This is a genomic window from Acetobacterium wieringae, assembly GCF_023700225.1.
GTDB lineage: Bacteria > Bacillota > Clostridia > Eubacteriales > Eubacteriaceae > Acetobacterium > Acetobacterium wieringae.
Window position 1 is genome coordinate 698,367 of the sequence record NZ_CP097897.1, and the last position, 24,800, is coordinate 723,166.

Below are 24,800 nucleotides of genomic sequence, written 5' to 3' on the forward strand. Positions count from 1 at the left end.
GTTTCAATTTAAAATTTATTTTAACATGTGTTTCACAAGTCTCCCTTAAAAAAATTCTTAATGATGATTGTAAAAATATGAAAAAAAACAAATTCTCTTTCACGAAATGGCCTTATTAGTGTATAATTAATAGCAACGAATGAACGAGGGAACTAAAATGGAAGAGTTTTTGTTATATATTCAATCGAGAATCACCGTAGCCAGTATCATTGAGATCGTCATTATTTCCTTTATTGTCTATCGGCTATTGATGTGGATTCGGGGCACTCAGGCTGAACAGGTTTTTAAAGGCTTGATCGTGTTGCTTTTTTTGGCGCCCATCAGTGAATGGTTGGGTTTCACCACTCTGAATCTGATTATCACCAGCGTTTTTACCTGGGCGTTTATTTTTATTGTCGTGGTATTTCAGCCGGAATTCCGTTCAGCTCTCGAACAACTGGGGAATTATCGAATTTTTAAAGAGATGATGAAAAAGCCCTCAATGGATTTTCTGGAAGACGATGTGGATAAAATCATCAAAGCCGTGGGAAAACTGGCCTGCGAGCGAACTGGAGCTCTAATTGTACTGGAGAAAGATACCGGGCTTAATAATATTGTTAAAACGGGCACGGAGCTGGATTCAGACATCAGCAGTGAATTACTGGAAAATATTTTCACCCCCAATCGACCCCTTCATGACGGAGCGGTGATTATTAAGCTTTGGTCCAGACAAATCCGAGCGGCTGGTTGCTTGCTGCCACTTTCGGACAATCGTGATTTAAGCAGTGAATTGGGAACCCGCCATCGGGCGGGGTTGGGAATGACTGAAAAATCCGATGCCCTGGTCATCATTGTATCGGAAGAAACCGGTCAAGTTTCCTATGCCTCAAAGGGTACCTTGTTTCAGGACATCATGATTGAGGTGCTCAAACAAATTATCATGGAAAACTATACCGTAAATGAGGATGGTAACACCGATAGCGGGTGGATTGGCAAACTTTGGGGGCGATTAGATGGCAGCAAATAAAAAGAAAATTTCGTTTCGTGAACGACTGATTCGAATGCTTGCATCCGTTGGTATTGCGATTACGCTTTGGTTTATGGTCAATGGGAATGCGGATATGCTGATTACCCAGGATTTTAACAGTATCCCGATAACCTTGACCAATGTTGAATCGTTGTCCGAAAAAAATCTGGTTCTGGCCGATGATAAAACCTATTATCTGAATATGCAGGTCAAGGGGACGGACAAGAATCTAAGAAATGTTAACATGAAAGAAATAACCGCCGAAGTTGATCTTGGGGATATCGATGAGAAGGGAACCTACGATCTGGATGTAGAGGTTAAGGGACTGGCCAACTCGGTGATAATCACCAGTATGAATCCTTCCAGCCTTCAGATTGATGTGGATAATATTATCAAAGAAGATATGGATGTGGATATTGGTCTGGAAGGGAAACCCGCCGATGATCTGGCGGTGATCTCGGCCGAGTCTCAGGAAACCGTGGAAGTAAAAGGTCCACAGGAGTCCATCGCCCGGATTGATAAAATTACGGCAACGGCCAATGTCAATGGGTTAAAAGAGGATACCACGCAAAATCTGAAAGTAACTGCTTATGATACTGCCGGAAATCCGATTACCGATTTGGAGATCTTGCCCAATGTGGTGGAAGCGGAAATCATCCTTGGCAAAACAAAATCAATTGGGATTGTCCCATCCACAACCGGAGACCCAGCCAGCGGATATATTGTCACGGGTGTTCAGGTTGAGCCCTCCAAGGTGCTAATTGGAGCCAAGGAAGGTCTGCTCAATACCATTGAGACGATTCCGATGGATGCCATTGATGTATCAGGACAGTCCAAAACATTTACCAAAGATGTTAATCTGTCGCTGCCGTCAGGATTTTATTTCCTCGATGGTAGCGGAAAAGTCAAGGCGACAGTGTCCATTGAAACGCCGGTGGAGAAAAGCTTTACCATCGATAAAGTGAGTACTAAAAATCTGGGAACTGGTCTGGTTACGTCTAAGATCAAGGATTCTCGAGTGGTGGTTAAATTAGAAGGTGCCAGCAGCATTTTAAACAGTTTAAATGCAGCTCAGATTGAAGCCTTTGTTGATTGTGCCAACTTGGGTCCAGGGGAATATGAATTGCCGATTCAGACGAATTTATCCCAGTCTTTGGTCAAATCGATTACGCCAGCAAAGACAACAGTAATAATTGAATAAAAAAATTTGGTAAACAATAATTTTTACATAAAATTTAATACAAAATCTTGCATTTGACAAACTTTTAACATATAATAGCAGGAAGTAATTTTTTTCAGAGAATTACATTCACACCAAAAACACTATTTAAGGAGGAAATTAAAAGTGAAAAGAGTTTATAATTTTTCAGCTGGACCATCTTGTTTACCACTCGAAGTCCTGGAAAAAGCTGGGTCTGAAATGGTATCCTATGGAGATGCAGGCATGTCCGTAATGGAGATGAGTCATCGATCATCCTATTTTGATGATATTCTGCAAGCTGCCAAAAGTCTTTACCGGGAACTGATGAATGTTCCAGAGAATTATGAGATTCTGTTTTTACAAGGTGGAGCATCAACTCAGTTTGCCATGGTTCCCTTGAATCTTTATTCAAAAACCAATAAAGCCGATTTTATGATTACCGGCAGTTGGGCAAAAAAGGCTTATCAGGAGTCAGCCCGTTATGGAGAAGCAAAGGTTATTGCGTCATCCCAGGATCAAACCTTTTCCTACATCCCCAAGGTGGATCCCAAGGATTTTACACCCGATGCTGATTTCTTCCATATTTGCGTAAATAACACCATCTACGGAACGCGATTTAAACCTGAAAATATTCCTGATACTGGAAATGTGCCACTGGTTGGGGACATGTCGTCAAATATCTTATCTGAAGTCTATGACGTTTCTAAATTTGGCCTGATTTATGCGGGCGCTCAGAAAAACATGGGACCTGCTGGTGTAACGGTCGTGATCATTCGTAAAGATTTACTGGGTCATGCCAAAGATTTCACCCCTACCATGCTGGATTATAAAATTCATGCGGATAACGATTCTTGCTACAATACCCCACCTTGCTACAGTATTTATATCTGTAAACTAGTTTTTGAATGGGTTAAAGCCAATGGCGGCGTTGCTGGAATGGAAGCAGTCAACAAAGAAAAGGCTCAAAAACTATATGACTTCATTGATAACAGTAAACTGTACAAGGGCACCGTTGTGCCGGAAGACCGTTCCCTCATGAATGTACCGTTTATTACCGGATCTGACGAATTAGATGCGCTATTCGTTAAGGAAAGTAAAAAAGCCGGAATGGAAAACCTCAAAGGTCACCGCAGCGTTGGTGGGATGCGAGCCAGCATTTATAATGCCATGCCGATGGCAGGGATTGATACCCTGATCGAATTCATGCAGAAATTTGAAAAAGAAAACGCCTAGGCGTTTTCGCTAAGAAAGGAAACACGACAGTGAATTATAAAGTTCAGACCCTCAATAACATTTCAAAAAAAGGGCTAAAATTATTAGGTGAAAATTATACGGTTTTAGATCAACCGGAGAATCCCGATGCAATTTTACTGCGAAGCTTTAAAATGCACGATATGGATATTCCAGCATCCGTTAAATTTGTTGGTCGGGCTGGTGCCGGGGTCAACAACATTCCCCTGGATAAATGTTCCGAACAGGGCATTGTTGTCTGCAACTCACCGGGTGCCAATGCCAATGCGGTAAAGGAACTGGTGATCGCCGGGATGCTGATCTCATCACGTAAGGTCGTTGACGGGATCGCCTGGTCAAATACCCTGGCTGATAAGGGTGATGAAGTTCCTGCTCTGGTAGAAAAGGGTAAGGGCGCTTTTGGTGGGCCGGAACTTTACGGCAAAAAAATGGGTGTCATCGGTCTTGGGGCCATTGGTGTCCTTGTTGCCAACATGGCTGTTGATTTTGGGATGAAGGTTTATGGTTTTGACCCCTTCATTTCGATTGACAATGCCTGGGGTTTAAGCCGCAAAGTAAAACGTGCCGTCAGTAAAGAAGAAATCTTTAAAAACTGTGATTACATTTCACTGCATATTCCTTATATGGATGAAACCAAAGATTACGTCAATGCTGATTTATTAAAAGATACCAAAGAAGGACTGCGACTACTCAACTTTGCCCGGGGCGGACTGGTTAACTACGATGCCCTGGAAAATGCCATTGAAGAAGGTATCATCGCCACCTACATTACCGACTTCCCCAACGAACGTTTGCTGAAAATGAAAAACGTCATTAACATTCCTCACTTGGGGGCATCAACCCCGGAGAGTGAAGAGAACTGTGCCGAAATGGCCATTCATTCGTTAAAAGAGTATTTGGAAAATGGTAATATCATCAATTCGGTCAATTATCCGGATTGCAACATGGGCGTTTGCGAAGCTGAAAACCGCATCACCGTGAATCACGCCAATGTGCCCAACATGTTGGGACAGATCACTAAGATTTTGGCTGACCATGATCTTAATATTGCCGTGATGACCAATAAAAACCGAGGAGCCTGGGCTTACACCATGATCGACGTTGACAGCAATGTTGGCGAAGACGTGAAAACAGCCTTAAAAGCCATTAAAGGGGTTACCCGAGTACGGATTTTAAAATAATTACAATACGACAAAGAAGTGGTCTTCGTTCATCTGAAGCCACTTCTTTATTTAAAAATAGGAGGAAATAATGGCAACAATCAAGCCCTTTAAAGCGGTGCGTCCGCTGCCGGAAAAAGCGCAGGATGTGGCAGCCCTGCCTTATGATGTCTATAACCGTGAGGAAGCGGCCATTGCCGCCCGTGGCAAACTGGATTCTTTTTTACGGGTTGACCGACCCGAAACGACCCTGGATCCTCGGATTAAAATCAATGACCCCTTTGTTTATGAAACCGCCAGAAAAAACCTGGAAAAATTGTTTCATCGCAAGGCTCTGACCCAGGACACCCAGGATTGCTTGTATATTTATGAGCTGATTATGGATGGCCGCAGCCAGGTGGGACTGGTCGTCTGTACGGCCATCGATGAATATCTTGATAATACCATCAAAAAACACGAACTGACCCGGGCCGATAAAGAAGAAGACCGAATCAAACACGTCGACGCCTGCAATGCCAATACCGGACCGATTTTTTTGACCTACCGGGCTCAGGACGCCATTAACGCCATGATCGACGCTTGGCGAAATGAACATCAGCCAGTCTATGACTTTGTCGCCGATGATGGGATTACCCACCGGGCCTGGGTGGTTGATGATGAGACCGTGATTACCGGCCTGGTCGAAAAATTTAGTCAGGTTCAGAATCTTTATATTGCCGATGGTCATCACCGTTCGGCTTCCGCTGTTAAGGTTGGCCTGATGCGTCGGGAAGCAAACCCCAATTATACCGGTGATGAGGAATTCAACTACTTCCTGTCGGTACTATTTCCTGATGAACAGCTGTACATCATGGACTACAACCGGGTCGTCAAGGATCTTAATGGACTCAGCGTTGAGGAATTTATCAGTGCCTTGTCAGAAAAATTCGAGGTGACACCAAAAGATGGCGAACCCGTGAATCCACCGCAAAAAGGCAGTTTTGGTTTGTTTGTGGATGGCAAATGGTATCTGCTGACGGTTAAAGAGGGGGTCTATGATCCCGCAGATCCGGTTAACTCACTGGACGTGGCGATTCTGCAAGACAATGTTCTGGTGCCAATTTTGGGCATTGGCGATATTCGAACCGATAAACGAATCGATTTTGTTGGGGGCATCCGGGGCTTAAAAGAACTGGAACGTCGGGCCAACGAAGACATGGTTCTGGCTTTTTCGATGTATCCTACTTCGATTGAAGAGCTGATGAACATTGCCGATGCCGATTTGCTGATGCCGCCAAAGTCTACCTGGTTTGAACCCAAATTAAGAAGCGGATTATTTATTCATAATCTTTACTAGTCAGCCATGAGCTAAACGAATTATTATAAAAGGCAATTGTTAACCGTGATCCAGCCGAAATCTTCGGAGAGGGCCGGGCGGGGAAAAATGATTGCCTTTTTTTGTTGTTTATTTACCAGCTACGGATGAGTCGAGACAAAATTTTCCCTGTGATTATGATTGAAGATTTAGATAATATATGATATCCTTTTCAACAACAGTGAACTGAAAGATGATGAAAAAACGGATTCTGACAGCAAACTGTAAATGTATTTAGTAAAATCAAAACAAAGTTATCGTACTGATGCCATCCGGGTTCGTCCCTAATGGAAAGGCGAGAGAATCATGTGTCATGTATCCATTTCATTTTTAAGAACAATGAATGGGTTATTTGCGTGTTTCCCTGTGCCCTCTGGTACAGGGTTTTCTGTTTTTTTGAGGATGTTGTGGGTAGCTTGTCAAAAAGAAGGTGAACAAGGAGAACGAGATGGAGAAAAGAATTGGACTGATTGCGATTATTGTTGAAAAAAAAGATGCCGTGGAAAAACTGAACCAGGTACTTCATGATTATGGCGAGCATATTGTTGGAAGAATGGGTATCCCTTATCATCAGCGCAACGTATCGGTCATCAGTGTGGTGGTGGATGCATCCACCAATATCATCAGCTCGCTGTCCGGGAAGCTGGGAATGATCGAGGGAGTTAGTATTAAAACCGTTTATTCAAAATTACCGAAGGGTGAAGAAGTGGAAAGCAATCATGAATAACCTAACTGAAAAGCTGGAAAAAAAGCAGTTCCTGGAACGGGACGAATTTAAATGGCTACTGGAAAATAACACGCCGGAATTACGGGCGGATCTTTCAAACCGAGCTCAAAGAGTGTCAGGTGAAACCTTTGGTAAAGGGGTCTATGTCCGGGGACTGATTGAATTCAGTAATTATTGCAAAAATGATTGCTATTACTGCGGCATCCGCCGGGGCAACGAAGCAGCCCATCGCTATCGCTTAAGTGAGCAGGAAATTCTTGACTGTTGTGCGCTGGGATACGACTTAGGCTTTCGCACCTTTGTGCTGCAGGGCGGTGAAGATCCGGGATTTTCCGATGAACAGATGGCGGCACTGATCAAAAAAATCAGAGCGGGGTACCCGGACTGTGCGATTACCTTGTCGCTGGGAGAACGCCCTCGGGAAGTCTACGAAGCATTTTATGCCGCTGGGGCCAACCGCTATTTGCTCAGACACGAAACCGCTCAGCGGAACATTATCGAAAACTCCACCCCCGGGAATTGTTGCTGGAAAACCGTAAGGCATGTCTCCAGGATCTCAAAGCAATCGGCTTTCAGGTTGGCACCGGCTTTATGGTCGGCTCGCCACCACCAAACTGTTGATAATCTGGTGGCAGATCTACTTTTTATTAAAGAACTAAACCCCCAGATGATCGGAATCGGGCCCTTCATCCCCCATCAGCATACCCCTTATAAGGATGCCAAGGCTGGTACCCTGGAAGAAACCCTGCTGCTGATTTCAATCTTACGTTTGATGCTACCTAAGGCCCTGATTCCTGCTACCACAGCCTTGGGAACAATTGATCCCAAGGGTCGTGAATTGGGAATTCTGGCCGGGGCTAATGTGGTTATGCCCAACTTGTCACCAGTGGCGGTTCGAAAAGACTACAGCCTTTATGACAATAAGATCTGTACTGGCGATGAAGCAGCCGAATGCCGAGTCTGTTTAAGTAAACGGATGGAAGGAATTGGCTATGAGATTTTAACCCACCGGGGGGATTACCCGCAAGAATAGAAATAATGACGGTTGATTTTGAAAGTGCCGTGAGCTTTACAACCATCGTTCGATGGAATAAATTTATACTTATGAAATAATAAAAACTTGAGGAGCGTAAAATGTATAATGTAATGTCAAAAAAAGCGGTTGAATTTATTGATGACCAGGAAATTCTGGACACCCTGGCCTATGCGGAAGCAAATAAAAGAAATGCTGTCCTGATTGATGAAATCATTGAAAAAGCAGGTACCTTTAAAGGGTTGACCCACCGGGAGGCAGCAGTGTTACTGGCCTGTGAGCTGGAAGAACAGAATAACCAGTTGGTTAAACTGGCGATGGCGATCAAAAACAAGTTTTATGGCAATCGCATTGTCATGTTTGCGCCCCTATATCTTTCCAATTATTGTGTCAATGGCTGCATCTATTGTCCTTATCATGCCAAAAATAAAAACATCAGCCGCAAGAAGCTGACCCAGGAGGAAATTGCCAAAGAGGTGATCGCCCTGCAGGACATGGGCCACAAGCGGCTGGCCCTGGAAGCGGGTGAAGATCCTAAAAATAATCCCCTGGAATACATTTTAGAAAGCATCAAAACCATTTACAGCATCAAACATAAAAATGGCGATATCCGCCGGGTCAATGTCAATATCGCTGCCACCACGGTAGATGACTACCGACAGTTAAAAGAAGCTGGCATCGGAACCTATATTTTATTCCAGGAAACTTATCACAAAGAAAATTATGAAATGCTCCACCCCACCGGCCCCAAAAGCGACTACGCCTGGCACACCGAAGCCATGGATCGGGCCATGGAAGGTGGCATCGATGATGTTGGAATTGGGGTGCTCTTCGGACTGAATATGTATCGCTATGATTTTGTAGGGATGCTGATGCATGCCGAGCATTTGGAAGCTGCCATGGGGGTTGGGCCGCACACCATCTCCGTGCCGCGGATCTGTCCGGCTGATGATATTGACACCAGTGATTTTTCCAATGCCATTTCTGATGAAATCTTTGAAAAAATTGTCACCGTACTGCGCATTGCTGTACCTTACACCGGGATGATTATCTCTACCCGGGAGTCGCAGGCTTCCCGGGAGCGGGTCTTAAAACTGGGAATTTCTCAGATCAGCGGGGGATCAAGTACCAGTGTCGGTGGTTATGATACACCCGAACCGGAAGACGAAAACTCCGCCCAATTTGAACTCAATGATACCCGGAAACTCGATGAAATTGTCAACTGGCTACTGGAAATGGGCCACATTCCCAGCTTCTGTACCGCCTGTTATCGGGAAGGCCGTACCGGCGACCGCTTTATGCAACTGGTCAAATCCGGTCAGATTGCCAACTGCTGTCAGCCCAATGCGATTATGACCCTCAAAGAATATCTGGAAGACTATGCTGCCCCGGAGACCAAATTAAATGGTGAAAAAACCATTGCCCGGGAGCTGGCATCAATTCCCAACGACAAGGTTCGCAGAATTGCTGCTGACCATCTCACTGAACTGAATTCCGGTAAGCGGGATTTTAGATTCTAGTATGCAAAAGCCTCCCGGAAGGGAGGCTTTTGTGTTTTACAATAACGGGGAGAACAGCCGGGATATCGATTCTTTGATCTTGACCCGGCGGCTGCGGTTGCGATAGAGTTCCTTATTATAATAGGTGCATTTTTTAATATCTTCGACAAAGATGTTTTTAAGTTTGGTGGCAACCTTGCGGTCATAAATAAAGGCATTGGTTTCGAAATTCAGCCTGAAGCTGCGGATGTCAAAGTTACAGGAACCCACCGAACAGACCGAATCATCAACGACAATGGTTTTAGCATGAAGGAAGCCATTTTCATAAATAAATATTTTGGCCCCATATTCAATCAGCTCACCCACATAAGCCAGGGTGACCCAGTAAATAAAAATATGATCCGGCTTATTGGGAATCATAATTCGCACATCAATGCCGGATAATAGGGCGATTTTGAGAGCTTCCAGGATACTTTCGTCGGGCACAAAATAGGGTGACTGAATCAGGATATAATCCTCAGCGGTATTGATCATCCGCAGGAAACCCTGCTTAATCTGCTGGTTGATGTTGTCGGGACCGCTGGAGACAATTTGAATACCCGCCCCGGATTTTTGGGGAATGACGGGAAAATACTGATTGAGTTTGGTATCGTCAATGAGGAGCTCCTCATTGGAACTGGCCCGCCAGTCCAAAAGAAAACGATGCTGAAGTTCATAAGCCGCCGAACCGACCACTTTTAAATGGGTATCCCGCCAATAGCCCATTTTCTTCTCCAGACCCAGATATTCATTGCCGATGTTAAACCCACCGACAAAACCGGTGACACCGTCTATGATTACAATCTTGCGATGATTTCGGTAATTGACCCGGAGATTGAGCATTTTAAACCGGGATGGGAAAAAAATGCCAATTTTACCCCCGGCAGATTCGAAGGCTTCGAGAACCGTCCGAGGAAGATATCGGCCGCCCATGGCATCAAAAAGCAGCCGTACTTCGACACCTTCTAAGGCTTTCCGGGTCAGAATGTCGAATAGTTTAGCAGTCAGGGTATCATTTTTAATAATGTAGTATTCCACATGAATGGAGGATTGAGCCTCTTCCATGGCATGAAAGAGAGCATCAAATTTTTTATAGCCATCGGTAAAAATCTGAACCTCATTATTGTTGGTGTATAGGGATTCACTGACATTGAGATGGAATTCAATGGAATGTCGGTATTTCTCGATGGGACTATCCGGATCAATGGCAATAATACGGGACAGTGACCGTTGCTGTTGCCGTAGCAGTTGATGATACTGAATGTTCTCCGGGGTATTATAACGAAAAATTTTTCGTTTGGTTAAATTCTGGGAGAAGAGGATGTAAAATAAAAATCCTAAAATAGGAACCATCCATAAAAACAATAACCAGGCATAGGTGCTTTGCGGGTTCTTGCGTTCCAGAAAAATAATCGTGAAGGTCAGAGTAATATTTACAACAAAAACAATCGTTGAAAATATTGCGGCAATACCCAATAACATAAAAACCTCCGTAAGTATATTTCACCTATTATAGCATAAATGGCAACAAATGGAATAGTCCGGATTTTGAATGATTTGATTTTGCTTGACATTATTGTGATGGGGATCTTATAATAGACGTTGTCTCAGGTTTGTGGTTGAAAGTCGATGCCAGATGCAGGCGAAGCGATCCACGTAAGACAATTCAATAGCGAATTGTTGAGCATAGTGCGTCTTAGAAGTAAGTCCAGCCGGGTACACCGAGAGAAGGAGTTGTGATGCGAACACTGAGCTAAACTTCCAGCTGGCGAGTGTGGGGGAAAAGACCAGGTCAACTGAGGCAGCTTAAAAATGAATAACTTTATTTTAGATGATATTTTGTGACAAGAATTTGACACAAATGATTTTGACTAAAAGGGATTGGATTGGGTATAATAAGAATATACTTAAAAGCACTTCATGAGTGAGTGTAAACGAGTAAGGTTGACCTTTTGAAAGGAGTTGTCGTTATGAGATTCACAATTTACGGAAAAAATATGCATGTATCAGAAGGTTTAAAAGAAACATTAAAAAAGAAACTGGGGAAATTTGATCGTTACTTTGGTCAGGAAACTGAAGTGTACGCCACCTTCAGCAAAGAAAAAAATTACCAGATGCTGGAAGTAACCATTCCTGTGGGAAAAACCATTTTACGAGCTGAAGAAAGATCCGAGGATATGGTGACATCAATTGAAGATGTTGTCAATAAACTGGAAGGTCAGCTTAGAAAACATAAAACAAAATTACAGAAACGCAATCAGGATGAAGCAGCGAAGTTTAACTTAGAAGGGATCGAAGGACTCGAAGATGATGTGTTCCAACCCAAAGTCGTTCGAACCAAAAAATTTGCGGTCAAACCCATGAATGTTGATGAAGCAACCTTACAAATGGAATTGCTGGGACATGATTTCTTTGTATTTCTCAACGGCGATACGGACGACGTCAATGTTGTCTACATGAGAAAAGATGGAAATTACGGCTTGATCGAGCCAACTTTCTAAAATTTTTTAAGAAAAAACTGAAAAGAACGATAAGCACCCCTTGAATAATCGATTTAAGGGGTGTTTTTGATGAAGTTGTTTTATGAATTCACTTTATTTTCAAATTTATACATTATTTAGGCATAAAGTTTTGACAGAACTTTTCTTTTGTTTTAAAATAGATCTATATGCATTAATATCTAAACATCGATAAAGATGAGAATACCTAAGAAATGATTATAAATAAATAGTGGGGTTAAAATAAATATGTTAATACTAATTGCAATTATTTTAGGTTTTTTAATTGGGAAAATTCGCAGGGGAAGTCTGCGTGGCTTCAAAGTCAGAAAAATTTCCCTGCTACCGGTAGGGATTTTAGGGATGGTGTTGCAGATTGCTTTGCATCTTTACATCTACACTGGCGGTATTTCGTTGGTTGAACCCTATCTGGAGATTGTCAATTTTGCCAGTTATATCCTGATATTAGTCATGCTGGTATTTAATCTGGATGATTTCTGGGTTATTCTGATGGCAGTGGGGATTACTTCGAATTTTGTTGTGATTTTTATTAATGGTGGGCACATGCCTGTTTCGCAGGGCGTAATTGATACGCTGCCAGCAGCTTTTGGCGAGCAAATCGTTCAGGGGTTGAGTCCTTTATACGCATTGATTCAACCGAATACGCTGTTATGGTTTTTGGGGATTAATTTACCGATTCCGGTGCCCTATGTGCCCCTGATCATGAGTCTTTACGGATCGGTGGCCGGTGTAACGGTTGGTACGATTGTAACTCTGATCGGTTTAATTGGTTTTATTCAATATGTGATGAATAAAAAAGCGTCCATCATGCAAGACGAGCGCAATGACCATGGTGAAGACGAAGGTATTTTTGGCGATGACGATGATTATGAAATCAGCGGGGTTTCGCTTCAGAACAGCTATCAGGAAGGTTATGACGAACCGGAAGATATTGACGATTATTATCGCGACATGGCGGCGACCGGAGGGATTCGTGGTGATCGGGATGAAAATGCCACGATCGCTATTCCTGCCGAAGGCTTTAGAAGTGCCGATAATAGCAGTGTTCAAGACAGCTTTGAAACCAGATTGATTCCGGCAGCTCTGGATGAGGTGGATTCAGGAATCGGAACGGAAACTGAAGAAATTGTCATCAGCAAGAGTGATACCCAGGAAACTCGGATCATGGAACCGGTGGATGATGGCAGTACCAAGATTATTAGTAATATCCAGGATGTTGGCACCTATGTTAAGGGCGAAAAAGAATTGGAAGCCGCTGATATGGAAGAAATTCTCAACAGTGAGGACGCTGGCTTTTTTACCAAAAAGTATTATGAAGAAAAACTGGCGGTTGAAAAAGAACGACTGATTCTGCAAATGCGGGAAATGGAACTGAACAAGGTGGCAAAATCCCTTAGTGATCCCGAAGGCGAACCCCATCCTGTACCGGAATCCGATTTGCGGATCGTGGAAAGCTTCAAACTCACCGATCTCGACCAGCCGTTTGTGTTACGGAGCGAAACCAGTACCTATGATAGTGGTGTAAAAAGTAAAGATGAAGACGATGTGGAGTTTTCTGAAGATGAGATGCTCAATGTCTGGCAACGCCTGAATCTGGAAGATGAAAAACGTAAAGCCGAACGGCGTAAACAACTGATGCGGGAAACCAGTAAAGAGGCAGAAACCCTGATCAGTGGTTCGCCCCGAGATGAGGTTGCCATTCCCTTAAAGGAAATCGAAGAGGTGACAGAACCAGTAGTGGGTCGGGTATACGACAGTACCAATGAAGACAAGGACAAATTGCTGGCCAATATGGATGATGATGAGCGCAAGAATTTTCAGGAAACCGTCGATGAACGAAAGCGGGCGGGCTATGAACTGGTCGAACTGAAGTTGGACGGAAAAGATGTGGCTTTTTGGCGCAAGAAAAAATAAATGATAAATAGTTGCAAAACAAGGGGACTGTATCAAAAAATACAGTCCCTTTAAAATTATATAAGTTTCATTAAAGAGAGTATGCTATAATAAAGTTTAGTGTATAAATACAGCAAGAATGTTACAAAGGAGTGAAAAGATTGGGAATTTTAGATCAGATATTTGATAGTAATAGAAAAGAATTAAAACGGATGCAAAAAAAAGTTGACCAGATTCTGGAGCTGGACAGCCGCTATGCAGCCATGAGTGATGATGAATTAAAGGGCCAAACCCTTATATTTAAGGAACGACTGGCTCAGGGGGAAACCCTTGATGATTTGCTGGTCGAGGCCTTTGCCACCGTACGGGAAACTGGGGCCCGGGTTTTAGGCATGAAACACTTTCCGGTTCAGCTTTTGGGGGGGATGGCCCTTCACGAAGGCAATATTGCCGAAATGAAAACCGGGGAAGGTAAAACCCTAGTATCAACTCTGCCCGCCTACCTCAATGCCTTGGATGGCCGGGGGGTCTATATTGTTACGGTCAATGATTATCTGGCAAAACGTGACAGCGAATGGATGGGTAAGATCCACGAGTTTTTGGGACTCCAGGTGGGTCTGGTCGTTCATGGCCTGTCATTTCAGGAAAAGCAACACGCCTATGCCTGCGATATTACCTACGGCACTAATAACGAATTTGGCTTTGACTACCTGAGAGATAACATGGCCTCGGTGAAAGCCCAGCAGGTGCAGCGGGAACTTAACTATGCCATCATCGATGAAGTGGATAGCGTGCTGGTCGATGAAGCCAGAACGCCACTGATTATTTCCGGCAGCGGAGACAAAAGCACCAAACTGTACGCTTTGGCCAATAGCTTTGCGAAAAGCCTAAAGGCCGATGATTATATCAAAGATGAAAAAGCCAAATCAGTGATGTTGTCCGATGAAGGGGTCATTAAAGCCGAAAAGTATTTCAATCTCACCAATCTGGCGGATATGGAAAATATGGAAATATCTCATCATATTAATCAGGCCCTTCATGCCAATACCCTGATGTTTAAAGATCGGGATTATGTGGTCAAGGATGGCGAAATTATTATCGTCGATGAGTTTACCGGTCGTTTGATGCCCGGACGCCGTTATTCCAACGGTCTACATCAGGCCATTGAAGCCAAGGAAAACGTTAAGGTCAACCGGGAATCCAAAACCCTGGCAACCGTTACCTTCCAGAACTATTTTAGAATGTTTAATAAGCTGTCTGGGATGACCGGGACGGCCAAAACCGAAGAAGACGAGTTCCAGACCATTTATAATCTCAATGTTTTATCGATTCCCACCAATAAACCGCTGATTCGTCAGGATCTCAACGACTTGATCTATAAAAGTGAACAAGGAAAGTTTCTGGCTGTCACTGAAGAAGTTAAGCGGCGACATGCCACCGGTCAGCCGATTCTGATCGGAACCATTTCGATTGAAAAGTCGGAACTGCTCAGTGGCTACTTAAAACGTTCTGGTGTTAAGCACAATGTCTTAAATGCCAAATTTCTGGAAAAAGAAGCTGAAATTGTCGCCAATGCCGGTCAAAAAGATGCCGTTACGATTTCGACCAATATGGCCGGTCGTGGAACCGATATCGTTTTGGGTGAAGGGGTCAGAGAACTGGGCGGACTCCATATTCTTGGTACCGAACGTCACGAGAGTCGCCGGATTGATAACCAGCTTCGTGGTCGGGCCGGTCGTCAGGGAGATCCCGGTTCTTCGCAATTCTTTGTTTCGTTAGAAGATGATCTGATGCGGGTATTCGGATCAGAAAAAATTCAGGGTCTGGTTGAATCGATTGGTCTGGATGAAGAAACGCCGATCGAAAATAAAATGCTGACCCGGGGTATCGAGAATTCCCAGAAACGGGTGGAAGGTCGCAACTTTGACATCCGGAAACATGTGCTTCAATATGATAATGTCATGAATCGCCAACGGGAGCTGATCTATGAACAGCGGCAGCAGGTTATTGATGGCAAAGATATGGAAAGTGAAATCTGGAGCATGACCGAAACCCTGATCAATGCCTATGTCAGCATGTATACCGGCGATGGTCAGTATTATGACGATTGGGATCTGGAAGGGTTACACAAACATCTTGAGGCCAATGTTTTGCCGAAGGACACTTTCACTCTACCGGAAAAACCGGAAAGTACCGAAGTACTGGTGGAAGCGATTTTGGGTGAATGCCGCAAAGTGCTGGAAGATAAAAAAGAAAAGCTGGGTCTGGAACAGCTGCAGAATATTGAGCGGATGATTTTGTTAAGAAGTGTCGATTCTGCCTGGATGGAACATATTGACAACATGGAGCAGTTGAAACAGGGGATCGGACTGCGGGCCTATGGACAGAATGATCCGGTTAAAGAATACACCAAAGAGGGATTTGATCTGTTTGACGATATGATCATGCGGATTCAGGAAGATACGGTTAAATACTTATTCAATTTGAATATACAGGTGGTTCCGGCGGAAGAAGCACAGGCAAAATCGGTGGATTTCAGTCAGATGAAGACCAACGAAAATGAAATTGAAGGAAAACCGAGCGGACCGGCCAGCGCTCAAAACAAGGTTGGCCGCAACGATCTTTGTCCCTGTGGCAGCGGGAAAAAGTATAAGAAATGTTGTGGCGCATAAAAATAATTAAGGTTGTCGCTAAACTACCGTACCGACCAATTGTTAATCTGTTGTACGCTGCGCCATGCGAAATCCGCTACGCTTCTTTCGCATTGGTCGCGGGCAGTCGCCAACTACAAGCAAGCTTGTGATTGGCTCGTTGCCTTCGCGCAGAATCGGACAGGCGATGCCGTGTCCGCTCCGATGTGTAGGGTCTGACCCCTAGGTCACAACATGATGTAACAATTGTCGGTACTGGGTTAGCTTTTAAGTCGATCTGAAATAATTTTTATTATTAGTTAACAATAAAAAAGAAGGGGTGTGATCGTGATGATCGATTTGTATGAGGAAAAACAAATCATCAATGCAATGGCGACTAAACTGAAGGAAATGGGGAATTCACTTGACTTGCCACGGCTTGTCAATGAAATGGAGGCCTTAGAAAAAAAAACTGAGGATCCGGAATTCTGGAATGATCAGAAAAGTGCACAAATTGTTTTAAAAGAACTAAAAATTATTAAAATCAAGGTGGATCATTATAATGCGCTGGCTGAAGCCCTGGATGATATCCAGGTGATGCTGGAGCTGGCCGAAGAGGGCGAACTGCTCGACGGCTTTAGTGAATCGATACGGGAACTCGATGAAAAACTGGATAATTTCCGGACCGAGACCCTGCTTTCCGGTGAATTTGACAGCAATAATGCCATTATTTCGCTGCATCCCGGGGCTGGCGGAACCGAGTCCCAGGATTGGGCTTCGATGCTACTGCGGATGTATACCCGTTGGGCCGAAAAGAAGGGGTATAAGGTTAAGACCCTGGATCTTCAGCCTGGCGATGTGGCTGGGATTAAAAGTGTCACCCTGCTGATTGAAGGGGTCAACGCTTACGGCTATTTAAAAACCGAGCGGGGAGTGCACCGGCTGGTGCGGATCTCTCCCTTTGATTCATCTGGCCGCCGACATACCTCGTTTGCATCCCTTGATGTGATGCCTGAGGTCGATGAATCGGTGGAAATAGAAATTCAACCCGACGAAATTCGGATTGACACTTTTCGCTCCAGCGGGGCCGGTGGCCAGCACGTTAATACCACTGATTCGGCGATACGGATTACCCATTTAAAAACCGGGATTGTGGTGCAGTGCCAAAACGAACGCTCCCAGCATCAGAACAAAGAGGTGGCCATGAACATGCTTAAAGGCAAGCTGGTGGAAATCATGGAGCAGGAAAAGATGGATCACATTGAAGATATTAAGGGTGACTACAGCCAGATTGCCTGGGGCAGCCAGATCCGTTCCTATGTCTTCCATCCATACAACATGGTCAAAGACCACCGCACCAATGTCGAGGTCGGGAATGTCGGTAGCGTCATGGATGGCGATCTGGACGGTTTTATGAATGCTTATCTCAATACGATGGTATAGAATAATTACGGAACTAATTTAAGAAGAATAGTAAATTGCGAAATATAAAAACATCGAACAATGATTGCTTTGAGTGCAGTTTCCACAAACAATTGTGTAACGTGTAGGCGAACAGTTCAGCGAACTGTCCGCCGTATAGTGTAACAATTGTTTCGTGCGAAACTGGGCGCAAAGCTCATGGCAGTTTTGCAATTACCTAATTTAAGAAGAATTGTTGGAGGGGAAAATGGCAAAGAGCTATCAGGAAATTAACGAAAAAATTGCCCGGGGCGAGGCGGTGGTTGTCACTGCCGAAGAAGTCATCGGGATTGTCAAAGAACGGGGCGTTAAAGAAGCCGCCGACTATGTGGATGTGGTCACCACCGCTACCTTCGGACCGATGTGTTCATCGGGGGCCTTTCTGAATTTTGGACATTCTGATCCGCCGATCCGAATGGGGGAGATCAGCCTAAATGGGGTTTCCGCCTATGGTGGTCTGGCAGCGGTGGACACCTATCTGGGGGCCACCCAGCCGTCAACAGACAAGGGTATTGAATATGGTGGGGCTCATGTGATTAGTGACCTGATCGCCGGAAAAGAAGTCCATCTGGTGGCAAAATCTCAGGGGACTGACTGTTACCCCAGAACCGAGCTGGATACCTGGGTCACACTGGAGGATTTAAATGAAGCTTACCTCTTTAATCCCAGAAATGTCTATCAGAATTACAATGCCGCCATTAATGGTTCCAGCCATCGGCTTTACACCTATATGGGAATTCTGCAGCCCAATATGGGAAATATTACCTATAGCACTGCCGGTGAATTAAGCCCCCTGCTTAATGACCCGTTGCTTAAGACCATTGGTATGGGTACCCGGATCTTTTTTGGCGGCGCTCAGGGCTATGTGTCCTGGATGGGTACCCAGTTTAATACCGCCTGTCCCCGGGATGAAAAGGGCTACCCCCAGACCCCCGGCGCAACCCTGGCCTTAATCGGAAATATGAAAGAAATGAATTCCAAATATATTCGTGGCGCTGTTTATGAAGGTTACGGCACCTCGATGTTTGTTGGCGTAGGGATCCCGATTCCGATACTCAATGAAGAAATAATGGCTTTTGTGGCGGTGGAGAATAAAGATCTGTACACCAATGTGATTGACTACAGTGTTCCTAAAAAAGCCAAGCCAGTTTTGAAAAAAGTTTCTTATGCTGAACTGAGAAGCGGATCGGTGGATATCAATGGCAAAAACATCAAGACGTCACCACTTTCCAGTCTGAAAATGGCCAGAGAAATTGCTGAAGAGTTGAACAATTGGATCAAAAAAGGTGAGTTTTTTCTGCAGGAACCGATTCAGAGCTTCCCGATGGGAAATTCCCTTAAGGGTCTGGAAATCAAGGAAGGAGAATCCCGATGATGACAAAAAAAATACTCTTGTCCTTTCCGCAGAAGGCTGCCGGTCAGCCGATGGCCATGGAACTGATCAAAACCTACCATCTGGATTTCAACATCCTTAAAGCCTTTATCGATGATAATATTAAAGGAACCCTGCTGCTTGAAATAAAAGGTGAAGAAGCCGATATTGAAGCCGGGATTGTCTATTTGCGTCAACATCAGATTGGGGTCAGAGACATCGAATCGGTGGTTGAGGTGGACCCTGACAAATGTGTTTCCTGTGGTGCCTGTACCGCAGTCTGCGCAGTCGGTGCCCTGGAAATGACGGCTGACTGGTCGCTGGTGCATCACGATGACAAATGTCTGGAGTGTATGCTGTGCGTTAAAGCCTGCCCGATGCGGGCCATCCACGCGCTGATCTGAGTATGCAATACCAACCCCGAACCTATCGAAAGATGATGAAAGCCGAGGATCTGGATTATTTCCAGGTCCTCGAATTTGAATCCGACCTTTTTATTGGTGTCGATCATGGCCGGAGTAGCCCGGAACTGATTGGGGCGGTACAGACTGAAGTACAGACCCTTCGCCAGACTATTTTTAACTACCATCGTAGCAATCCGGATTTTATTAAATCATTGTTGCCATTGCCGCTAAATTCTGCTGCCGCCCCGATTGTAGCCGATATGCTTCTAGCCGGAAAAATAGCCGGGGTAGGACCGATGGCAGCGGTAGCCGGTGCGGTCTCAAAATATATCGGAAAGATGCTGGAATCTCACACAACCGAGATGGTGGTGGAAAACGGCGGCGATCTTTTGATCCGGACCAAAAAAGTGCGACGGGTGGCGCTTCATACCACCAATTCCCAATTTGTCGATCTGGGTATCGCAATCAAACCCCGGGAAAAGGCCCTGGGGGTCTGTACCTCCTCTGGCGTGATGGGGCACTCCCTGAGCTTTGGCAAGGCCGATGCTGTCACTGTGATCAGCGAAGACATCCCACTGGCGGATGCAGTGGCAACCGCCCTGGGAAATCGCATCAAAAAACCGGAAGATGTGGAAAAAGGACTGGACTGGGTAAGAAATATAAAAGGAATCCTCGGCACCCTGATTATCATTGATGATCAATTGGGGGCCTGGGGTGAAATTGAACTATGCTAATACATGCAACCTGTCTAAAGGAAAGGAGAACCAGTGAAACTAGGAGAAATACTAAAAAGTAAGCGGCTGTATCTCGATGGCGCCATGGGGAGCCTGCTGCAGAATAAATTGGCGGCTATTGGCCCGGTTCCCGAAGTGCTCAACCTGACCCATCCGGAGCTGATTAAAGAAATTCATCAACTATACATCGATGCCGGGGCCAATATTATTCTTTCCAATACCTTTGGGGTTAACGGCTATAAGCTTAAGGGTTGCAATTATACCGTTGAACAATTGGTGACGGCTGGGGTACACAATGCAAAGGCCTTGAATCCCGACTATGTGGCCCTGGATGTCGGACCATTGGGAACCCTGATCGGGGCTCTCGGGGAGATGCCATTTGATCAGGCTGTTGACTATTTCAAAGAGGTTATTACCGCCGGTGATCAGGCTGGTGCCGATCTGATTGTCATTGAAACCATCACTGATATCTGCGAGGCCCGGGCAGCTCTGATTGCTGCCAAAGCCGTATCGGAGCTGCCGGTGATTGTATCGATGACCTATGAGGAGAATGCCCGGACGCTTACTGGCAGCGATGCGTTGACGGTTGTCAACATTCTGGAGGCTCTTGGTGCAGATGCCATTGGGATTAATTGTTCCACTGGACCGGATGCGATGCTGCCGATTATCGCCGATCTGGTTCGCTATGCCTCGGTGCCGATTATGGTGGAACCCAACGCTGGTTTGCCACATATGAAAGAGGGCAAAACCGTCTATGACATCACCATCGATCAGTTTACGCAATATATGGTGCAAATTGCCGAGATGGGAGCCTTAATTCTCGGTGGTTGCTGCGGCACCACCCCGGCCTATATCGAAAAAATGAAGCAGGCTACTGTGGATCTACCGCTTTTTCCGGTCACCGCAAAAGGCTTTACTGCTGTTTCTTCCAGTACCAAAACGATAATCCTGGGCGACGACATTCATATCATCGGCGAATGTATCAACCCGACGACCAATCCGGTACTGAAGGCCTCCCTACGTGCGGGTGAACTGTCCGTGGTGACCCAGCTGGCGGTTGATCAGAAAAAAGACGGCGCTGATATTCTCGACATTAACCTGGGACTACCGGATATTGATGAAGAAGCGATGATGCAGGAAGCCGTCGACACAGTTAGTAAACTGGTGGATTGTCCGCTACAGATTGATTCCTCCAATCCGGAAGTCATCGAAGCTGTCCTGCGGAGCTATCCCGGTAAAGCAATTATTAATTCGGTTAATGGCAAACAGTCGTCAATGGCAGCGATTTTTCCGATCGCTAAAAAATACGGAGCCTTGGTGCTGGGTCTGACTATGGATGAGAGTGGTATCCCCAGTCTGGCGGGTGATCGCTTTGCCATTGCCGAAAAAATCATCACAACGGCAAAATCTTATGGGATTCCTGAAAAGAATATTCTGATTGATGCCCTGGTGTTAACCGCCTCGGCCCAACAGGCAGAAGTCCGGGAAACCATCAAAACCCTGGAAAAACTCCGGGCTCAGCTGGGTGTACCAACGGTATTGGGGGTTTCCAATATTTCTTTTGGACTCCCTAACCGCGAACTTCTAAACCGAACCTTTTTAGCGATGGCTCTGGAAGCGGGACTGACCACCCCGATTATGAATCCCGGTGATCAGGAAATGATGGACACCATCAAAGCCTTCCGGGCCCTCTGGGGTTTTGATGGCCAGTGCATTGCCTATGCCAACGCCTACAAAGACAAAAGCGCCGCTGTAACCAAAGCAGAAACCGGGCGGGCGACTCTGGGACTAAAAGCGATCATTGAAGAAGGTCTGACGGATCAGGCGGCTGCAGCCACGGCCATTCTTTTAAAAACCAGAGAACCGCTGGATATTGTCAATAATGAGATCGTCCCGGCCCTTGATGCAGTGGGGGATGCCTTTGAAACCGGCGAATGCTTCCTGCCCCATCTGATTTTTGCGGCCGAAACCGCCCAACAGGCCTTTGAGGTCATCAAAGAAACGATGACCCAAGCCGGTCAGACTCAGGTAGCCAAGGGAAAAATTGTGTTGGCCACAGTCGAAGGCGATGTTCACGACATTGGCAAGAATATCCTCAAGGTGATTCTGGAGAATTACGGCTACGAGATTGTCGATCTCGGTAAGGATGTCAAGGCTGATACCATTATTCAGATAATCAAGGCCGAAGGGATTAAACTGGTCGGGCTCAGTGCCCTGATGACAACCACGGTTAAAAATATGGAAAAAATCATCACAGAAATCAAAGTCAGTTGCCCGGGAACTATCATTATGGTTGGCGGAGCGGTACTAAACCCTGAATATGCCCAGACCATCGGTGCCGACTTCTACGGCAAAGATGCCCGGGAAGGTGCTGGCATTGCCAAAACCGTATTTGCGTAACAGCAAAAAAAGACAGCTTATGGTTGTCTGTTGAGGTTGTCGATAAACTACCGTACCGACCAATTGTTAATCTGTTGTACGCTACGGAATCGGACAGGCGATGCCGTGTCCGCTCCGATGCGTAGGGTCTGACCCCTAGGTCACAACATGATGTAACAATTGTCGGTACTAGGTTATTTTTTTTGACAGTTTGAAAGACAGTTTATGGCTGTCTTTTTTTGGTTAGTCGTTAATCAATTGGAAGGCTTCTACATCAAAAAGTCCCAGATCGGTCAGGCGCAAGGCGGGGATTACCGGCAGGGCCATAAAAGAAAGGGTGATAAAAGGATCAACCCCGGAAGCGACGCCTAATTGATGGGCGCTGGCAATGAGTGCGGACACCTTTTTCTGAACCAGGTCTCCGGGCTCAAGACTGATCAGACCAGCCAGAGTCAGCGGCACCGAACCGATGATGCGGTGATTGCCTGCTACCACATAACCGCCACCAATTTCTGCAAGGTGCTTAACTGCCAGCAAAATATCCGCATCATTATCGCCAACGACAATCATATTGTGAGAATCATGGGCGACAGTGGTGGCAATGGCCCCATTGCGGATGCCAAAGCCCTTAATGGCAGCAACACCGACGTTGCCGGAGTGGCCATGCCGTTCAATGACACACAGCTTATCATAGTTTTCGTCGGGACAAAAGGTGCCATCAATTCCTGGCAGGGTTTCAATCAGATGGTGGGTTTCAATCTGATCCTTGATAATCTCGATCACATGATTTTTTTGACCAAGGGGGAGTCGCAGTTTTTCGGGCGTAAGGGTGTGGATATGAACCGAATCGAGCAGCTTAGGATCAATCGGGTGCTGGGGCGGATGGGCCCAGGTAGCATCATCCACCAGCCGACCATCCCGATAAACCTGATTCACCTGCATGGTGCCCAGATCCGATAGGATTACCAGATCGGCCTGGTATCCCGGGGCAATGGCGCCGAGTTTTCTGAGGCCATAGGCTTGGGCGGTGTTAATGGTGGCCATCTTGATTGCCTTGATCGGGCAGAGGCCCAAATCGATGGCTTGTTTAATATTAAATCGGATATGACCCTCCCGATGAATATCTTCTAAATGCTTGTCATCGGTACAGAAAAGGAATCGATCCATCGGACAGTCACTTTCCAATAAGCCACTGATGATGGCATGAAGGTTTTTGGCGGCAGAACCTTCCCGAACCAGAATATAAAAGCCCGCCCGCAATTTTTCAAGGGCTTCGGACCAACTGGTGGATTCGTGCTCACTGTGGATTCCGGCGCTGGCATAAGCCTGCAGGGCTTTACCGGAGAGCCCCGGGGCGTGGCCATCAGCCAATGCGTTGCGGCACAGGGTCAGTTTGTCAAGAATCACCGGATCTCCAGTCAGCACAGCGGGATAACACATGACTTCCCCCAACCCCAGAACCCGGGGATGATTAAGATAAGCTTGCATATCGGCGGCTAAAAAGGGTCCTGCGCCATTGGTTTCAAAGGGGGTAGCGGGTACCGATGAGGGCAGCATCACAAAAACATTTAAAGGAATCTGTTCGGTGGCTGCTAGTAAGTAATCCAGTCCGGATTTTCCAGCTACATTTACCAGTTCATGGGGATCGGCGATGATCGTGGTGGTGCCAGTAGGAACAATCGCCCGGGCCAGCTCGAAAGGTGTAACCATGGTGGATTCAATATGCATATGGGCGTCAATAAAGCCAGGGACAATATATTTGCCATCCAGATCCACTTCTTCAAGACCCTGATACGTTCCAATGCCCACAATGGTGCCATCGTTAACGGCCAGATCGCCAACACAGATTTCTTCAGAAAATACGTTGAGAATCTTAGCGTTTTTGAAAACCAGTTCGGCTTTTTCAAAGCCATTGGCGACAGCAATGTTTTTTTTGAGACATTCGTTATATTTTTTCATGTTCCATCCTATCTTGGTTCGTGATTTATTTGCGGCAAAGAATAATGCTAAGCTCTTATATGCCCTTTTTTTACAAAAAAATGCAATAGTGATATGAATCTAATCAAAAAAGGTTTATAATGAGAAGCAGAACATCAATTTTTTCCTGTACTTCAAGATACTTTTAAATTATAATTATT

The 24,800-nt window shown here is 45.4% G+C and carries 18 protein-coding genes; 16 read left to right on the top strand and 2 right to left on the bottom strand.

Annotated features, from left to right (window positions below; translation table 11 throughout):
* Positions 1-157 precede the first annotated feature (157 nt).
* The 8 genes from cdaA to hydG all read left to right on the top strand — a co-directional run bounded on the left by cdaA (position 158) and on the right by hydG (position 9,252).
* Positions 158-1,006 carry a diadenylate cyclase CdaA gene (gene cdaA / locus CHL1_RS03440; protein ID WP_070369968.1) on the top strand — a complete coding sequence of 283 codons (849 nt, stop codon included), beginning with the start codon at positions 158-160 and terminating at the stop codon, positions 1,004-1,006.
* Positions 993-2,207, top strand: a complete 1,215-nt coding sequence (locus tag CHL1_RS03445) for a CdaR family protein (RefSeq protein WP_250934623.1) — start codon at positions 993-995, stop codon at positions 2,205-2,207. Before cdaA ends, CHL1_RS03445 begins: the two co-directional genes overlap by 14 nt.
* 144 nt (positions 2,208-2,351) lie before the next feature.
* The gene (gene serC / locus CHL1_RS03450; RefSeq protein ID WP_070369969.1) at positions 2,352-3,440 is read left to right on the top strand and encodes a 3-phosphoserine/phosphohydroxythreonine transaminase; all 1,089 of its coding nucleotides are present in this window, start codon (positions 2,352-2,354) and stop codon (positions 3,438-3,440) included.
* A 29-nt stretch (positions 3,441-3,469) separates the two neighbouring features.
* A complete protein-coding gene (locus CHL1_RS03455) occupies positions 3,470-4,639 on the top strand; it encodes a phosphoglycerate dehydrogenase (protein WP_070369970.1) in 1,170 nt (389 codons plus the stop codon).
* A gap of 70 nt (positions 4,640-4,709) precedes the next feature.
* On the top strand, positions 4,710-5,954 hold the full coding sequence (locus CHL1_RS03460) for a DUF1015 domain-containing protein (RefSeq protein ID WP_070369971.1): 1,245 nt from the start codon (positions 4,710-4,712) through the stop codon (positions 5,952-5,954).
* A 466-nt stretch (positions 5,955-6,420) separates the two neighbouring features.
* Positions 6,421-6,699 carry a TM1266 family iron-only hydrogenase system putative regulator gene (locus CHL1_RS03465; RefSeq protein ID WP_148637308.1) on the top strand — a complete coding sequence of 93 codons (279 nt, stop codon included), beginning with the start codon at positions 6,421-6,423 and terminating at the stop codon, positions 6,697-6,699.
* Entirely contained in the window at positions 6,692-7,732 is a 1,041-nt protein-coding gene (gene hydE / locus CHL1_RS03470) for a [FeFe] hydrogenase H-cluster radical SAM maturase HydE (protein WP_250934624.1), read from the top strand. Before CHL1_RS03465 ends, hydE begins: the two co-directional genes overlap by 8 nt.
* 101 nt (positions 7,733-7,833) lie before the next feature.
* A complete protein-coding gene (gene hydG, locus CHL1_RS03475) occupies positions 7,834-9,252 on the top strand; it encodes a [FeFe] hydrogenase H-cluster radical SAM maturase HydG (RefSeq protein ID WP_228881362.1) in 1,419 nt (472 codons plus the stop codon).
* A 36-nt stretch (positions 9,253-9,288) separates the two neighbouring features.
* Here hydG and cls read toward each other — a convergent pair whose 3' ends face one another.
* The gene (cls, locus tag CHL1_RS03480) at positions 9,289-10,752 is read right to left on the bottom strand and encodes a cardiolipin synthase (protein WP_228881365.1); all 1,464 of its coding nucleotides are present in this window, start codon (positions 10,750-10,752) and stop codon (positions 9,289-9,291) included.
* 488 nt (positions 10,753-11,240) lie between these two features.
* On the opposite strand from cls, the gene hpf reads away from it, so the two are divergent.
* The 8 genes from hpf to CHL1_RS03520 all read left to right on the top strand — a co-directional run bounded on the left by hpf (position 11,241) and on the right by CHL1_RS03520 (position 22,683).
* Positions 11,241-11,771, top strand: coding sequence for a ribosome hibernation-promoting factor, HPF/YfiA family (gene hpf / locus CHL1_RS03485; RefSeq protein ID WP_070369976.1), 531 nt, complete (start codon positions 11,241-11,243; stop codon positions 11,769-11,771).
* Between the two features lie 246 nt (positions 11,772-12,017).
* Positions 12,018-13,703, top strand: a complete 1,686-nt coding sequence (locus CHL1_RS03490; RefSeq protein WP_070369977.1) for a DUF5317 domain-containing protein — start codon at positions 12,018-12,020, stop codon at positions 13,701-13,703.
* Positions 13,704-13,843: 140 nt separating this feature from the next.
* Positions 13,844-16,354 carry a preprotein translocase subunit SecA gene (secA, locus tag CHL1_RS03495; protein ID WP_070369978.1) on the top strand — a complete coding sequence of 837 codons (2,511 nt, stop codon included), beginning with the start codon at positions 13,844-13,846 and terminating at the stop codon, positions 16,352-16,354.
* Positions 16,355-16,663: 309 nt separating this feature from the next.
* Complete coding sequence (gene prfB / locus CHL1_RS03500) at positions 16,664-17,755, top strand: peptide chain release factor 2 (RefSeq protein ID WP_228881371.1); 1,092 nt, start codon at positions 16,664-16,666, stop codon at positions 17,753-17,755.
* Between the two features lie 226 nt (positions 17,756-17,981).
* Entirely contained in the window at positions 17,982-19,148 is a 1,167-nt protein-coding gene (locus CHL1_RS03505) for a homocysteine biosynthesis protein (protein ID WP_070369979.1), read from the top strand.
* Complete coding sequence (locus tag CHL1_RS03510) at positions 19,145-19,549, top strand: NIL domain-containing protein (RefSeq protein WP_070369980.1); 405 nt, start codon at positions 19,145-19,147, stop codon at positions 19,547-19,549. The genes CHL1_RS03505 and CHL1_RS03510 overlap by 4 nt, the downstream gene beginning before the upstream one ends.
* A 2-nt stretch (positions 19,550-19,551) precedes the next feature.
* Positions 19,552-20,283 carry a UPF0280 family protein gene (locus tag CHL1_RS03515; protein WP_070369981.1) on the top strand — a complete coding sequence of 244 codons (732 nt, stop codon included), beginning with the start codon at positions 19,552-19,554 and terminating at the stop codon, positions 20,281-20,283.
* 33 nt (positions 20,284-20,316) lie between these two features.
* On the top strand, positions 20,317-22,683 hold the full coding sequence (locus CHL1_RS03520) for a homocysteine S-methyltransferase family protein (RefSeq protein WP_250934625.1): 2,367 nt from the start codon (positions 20,317-20,319) through the stop codon (positions 22,681-22,683).
* 222 nt (positions 22,684-22,905) lie between these two features.
* Here CHL1_RS03520 and ade read toward each other — a convergent pair whose 3' ends face one another.
* Positions 22,906-24,621, bottom strand: coding sequence for an adenine deaminase (gene ade, locus CHL1_RS03525; protein ID WP_250934626.1), 1,716 nt, complete (start codon positions 24,619-24,621; stop codon positions 22,906-22,908).
* Positions 24,622-24,800: the final 179 nt, after the last annotated feature.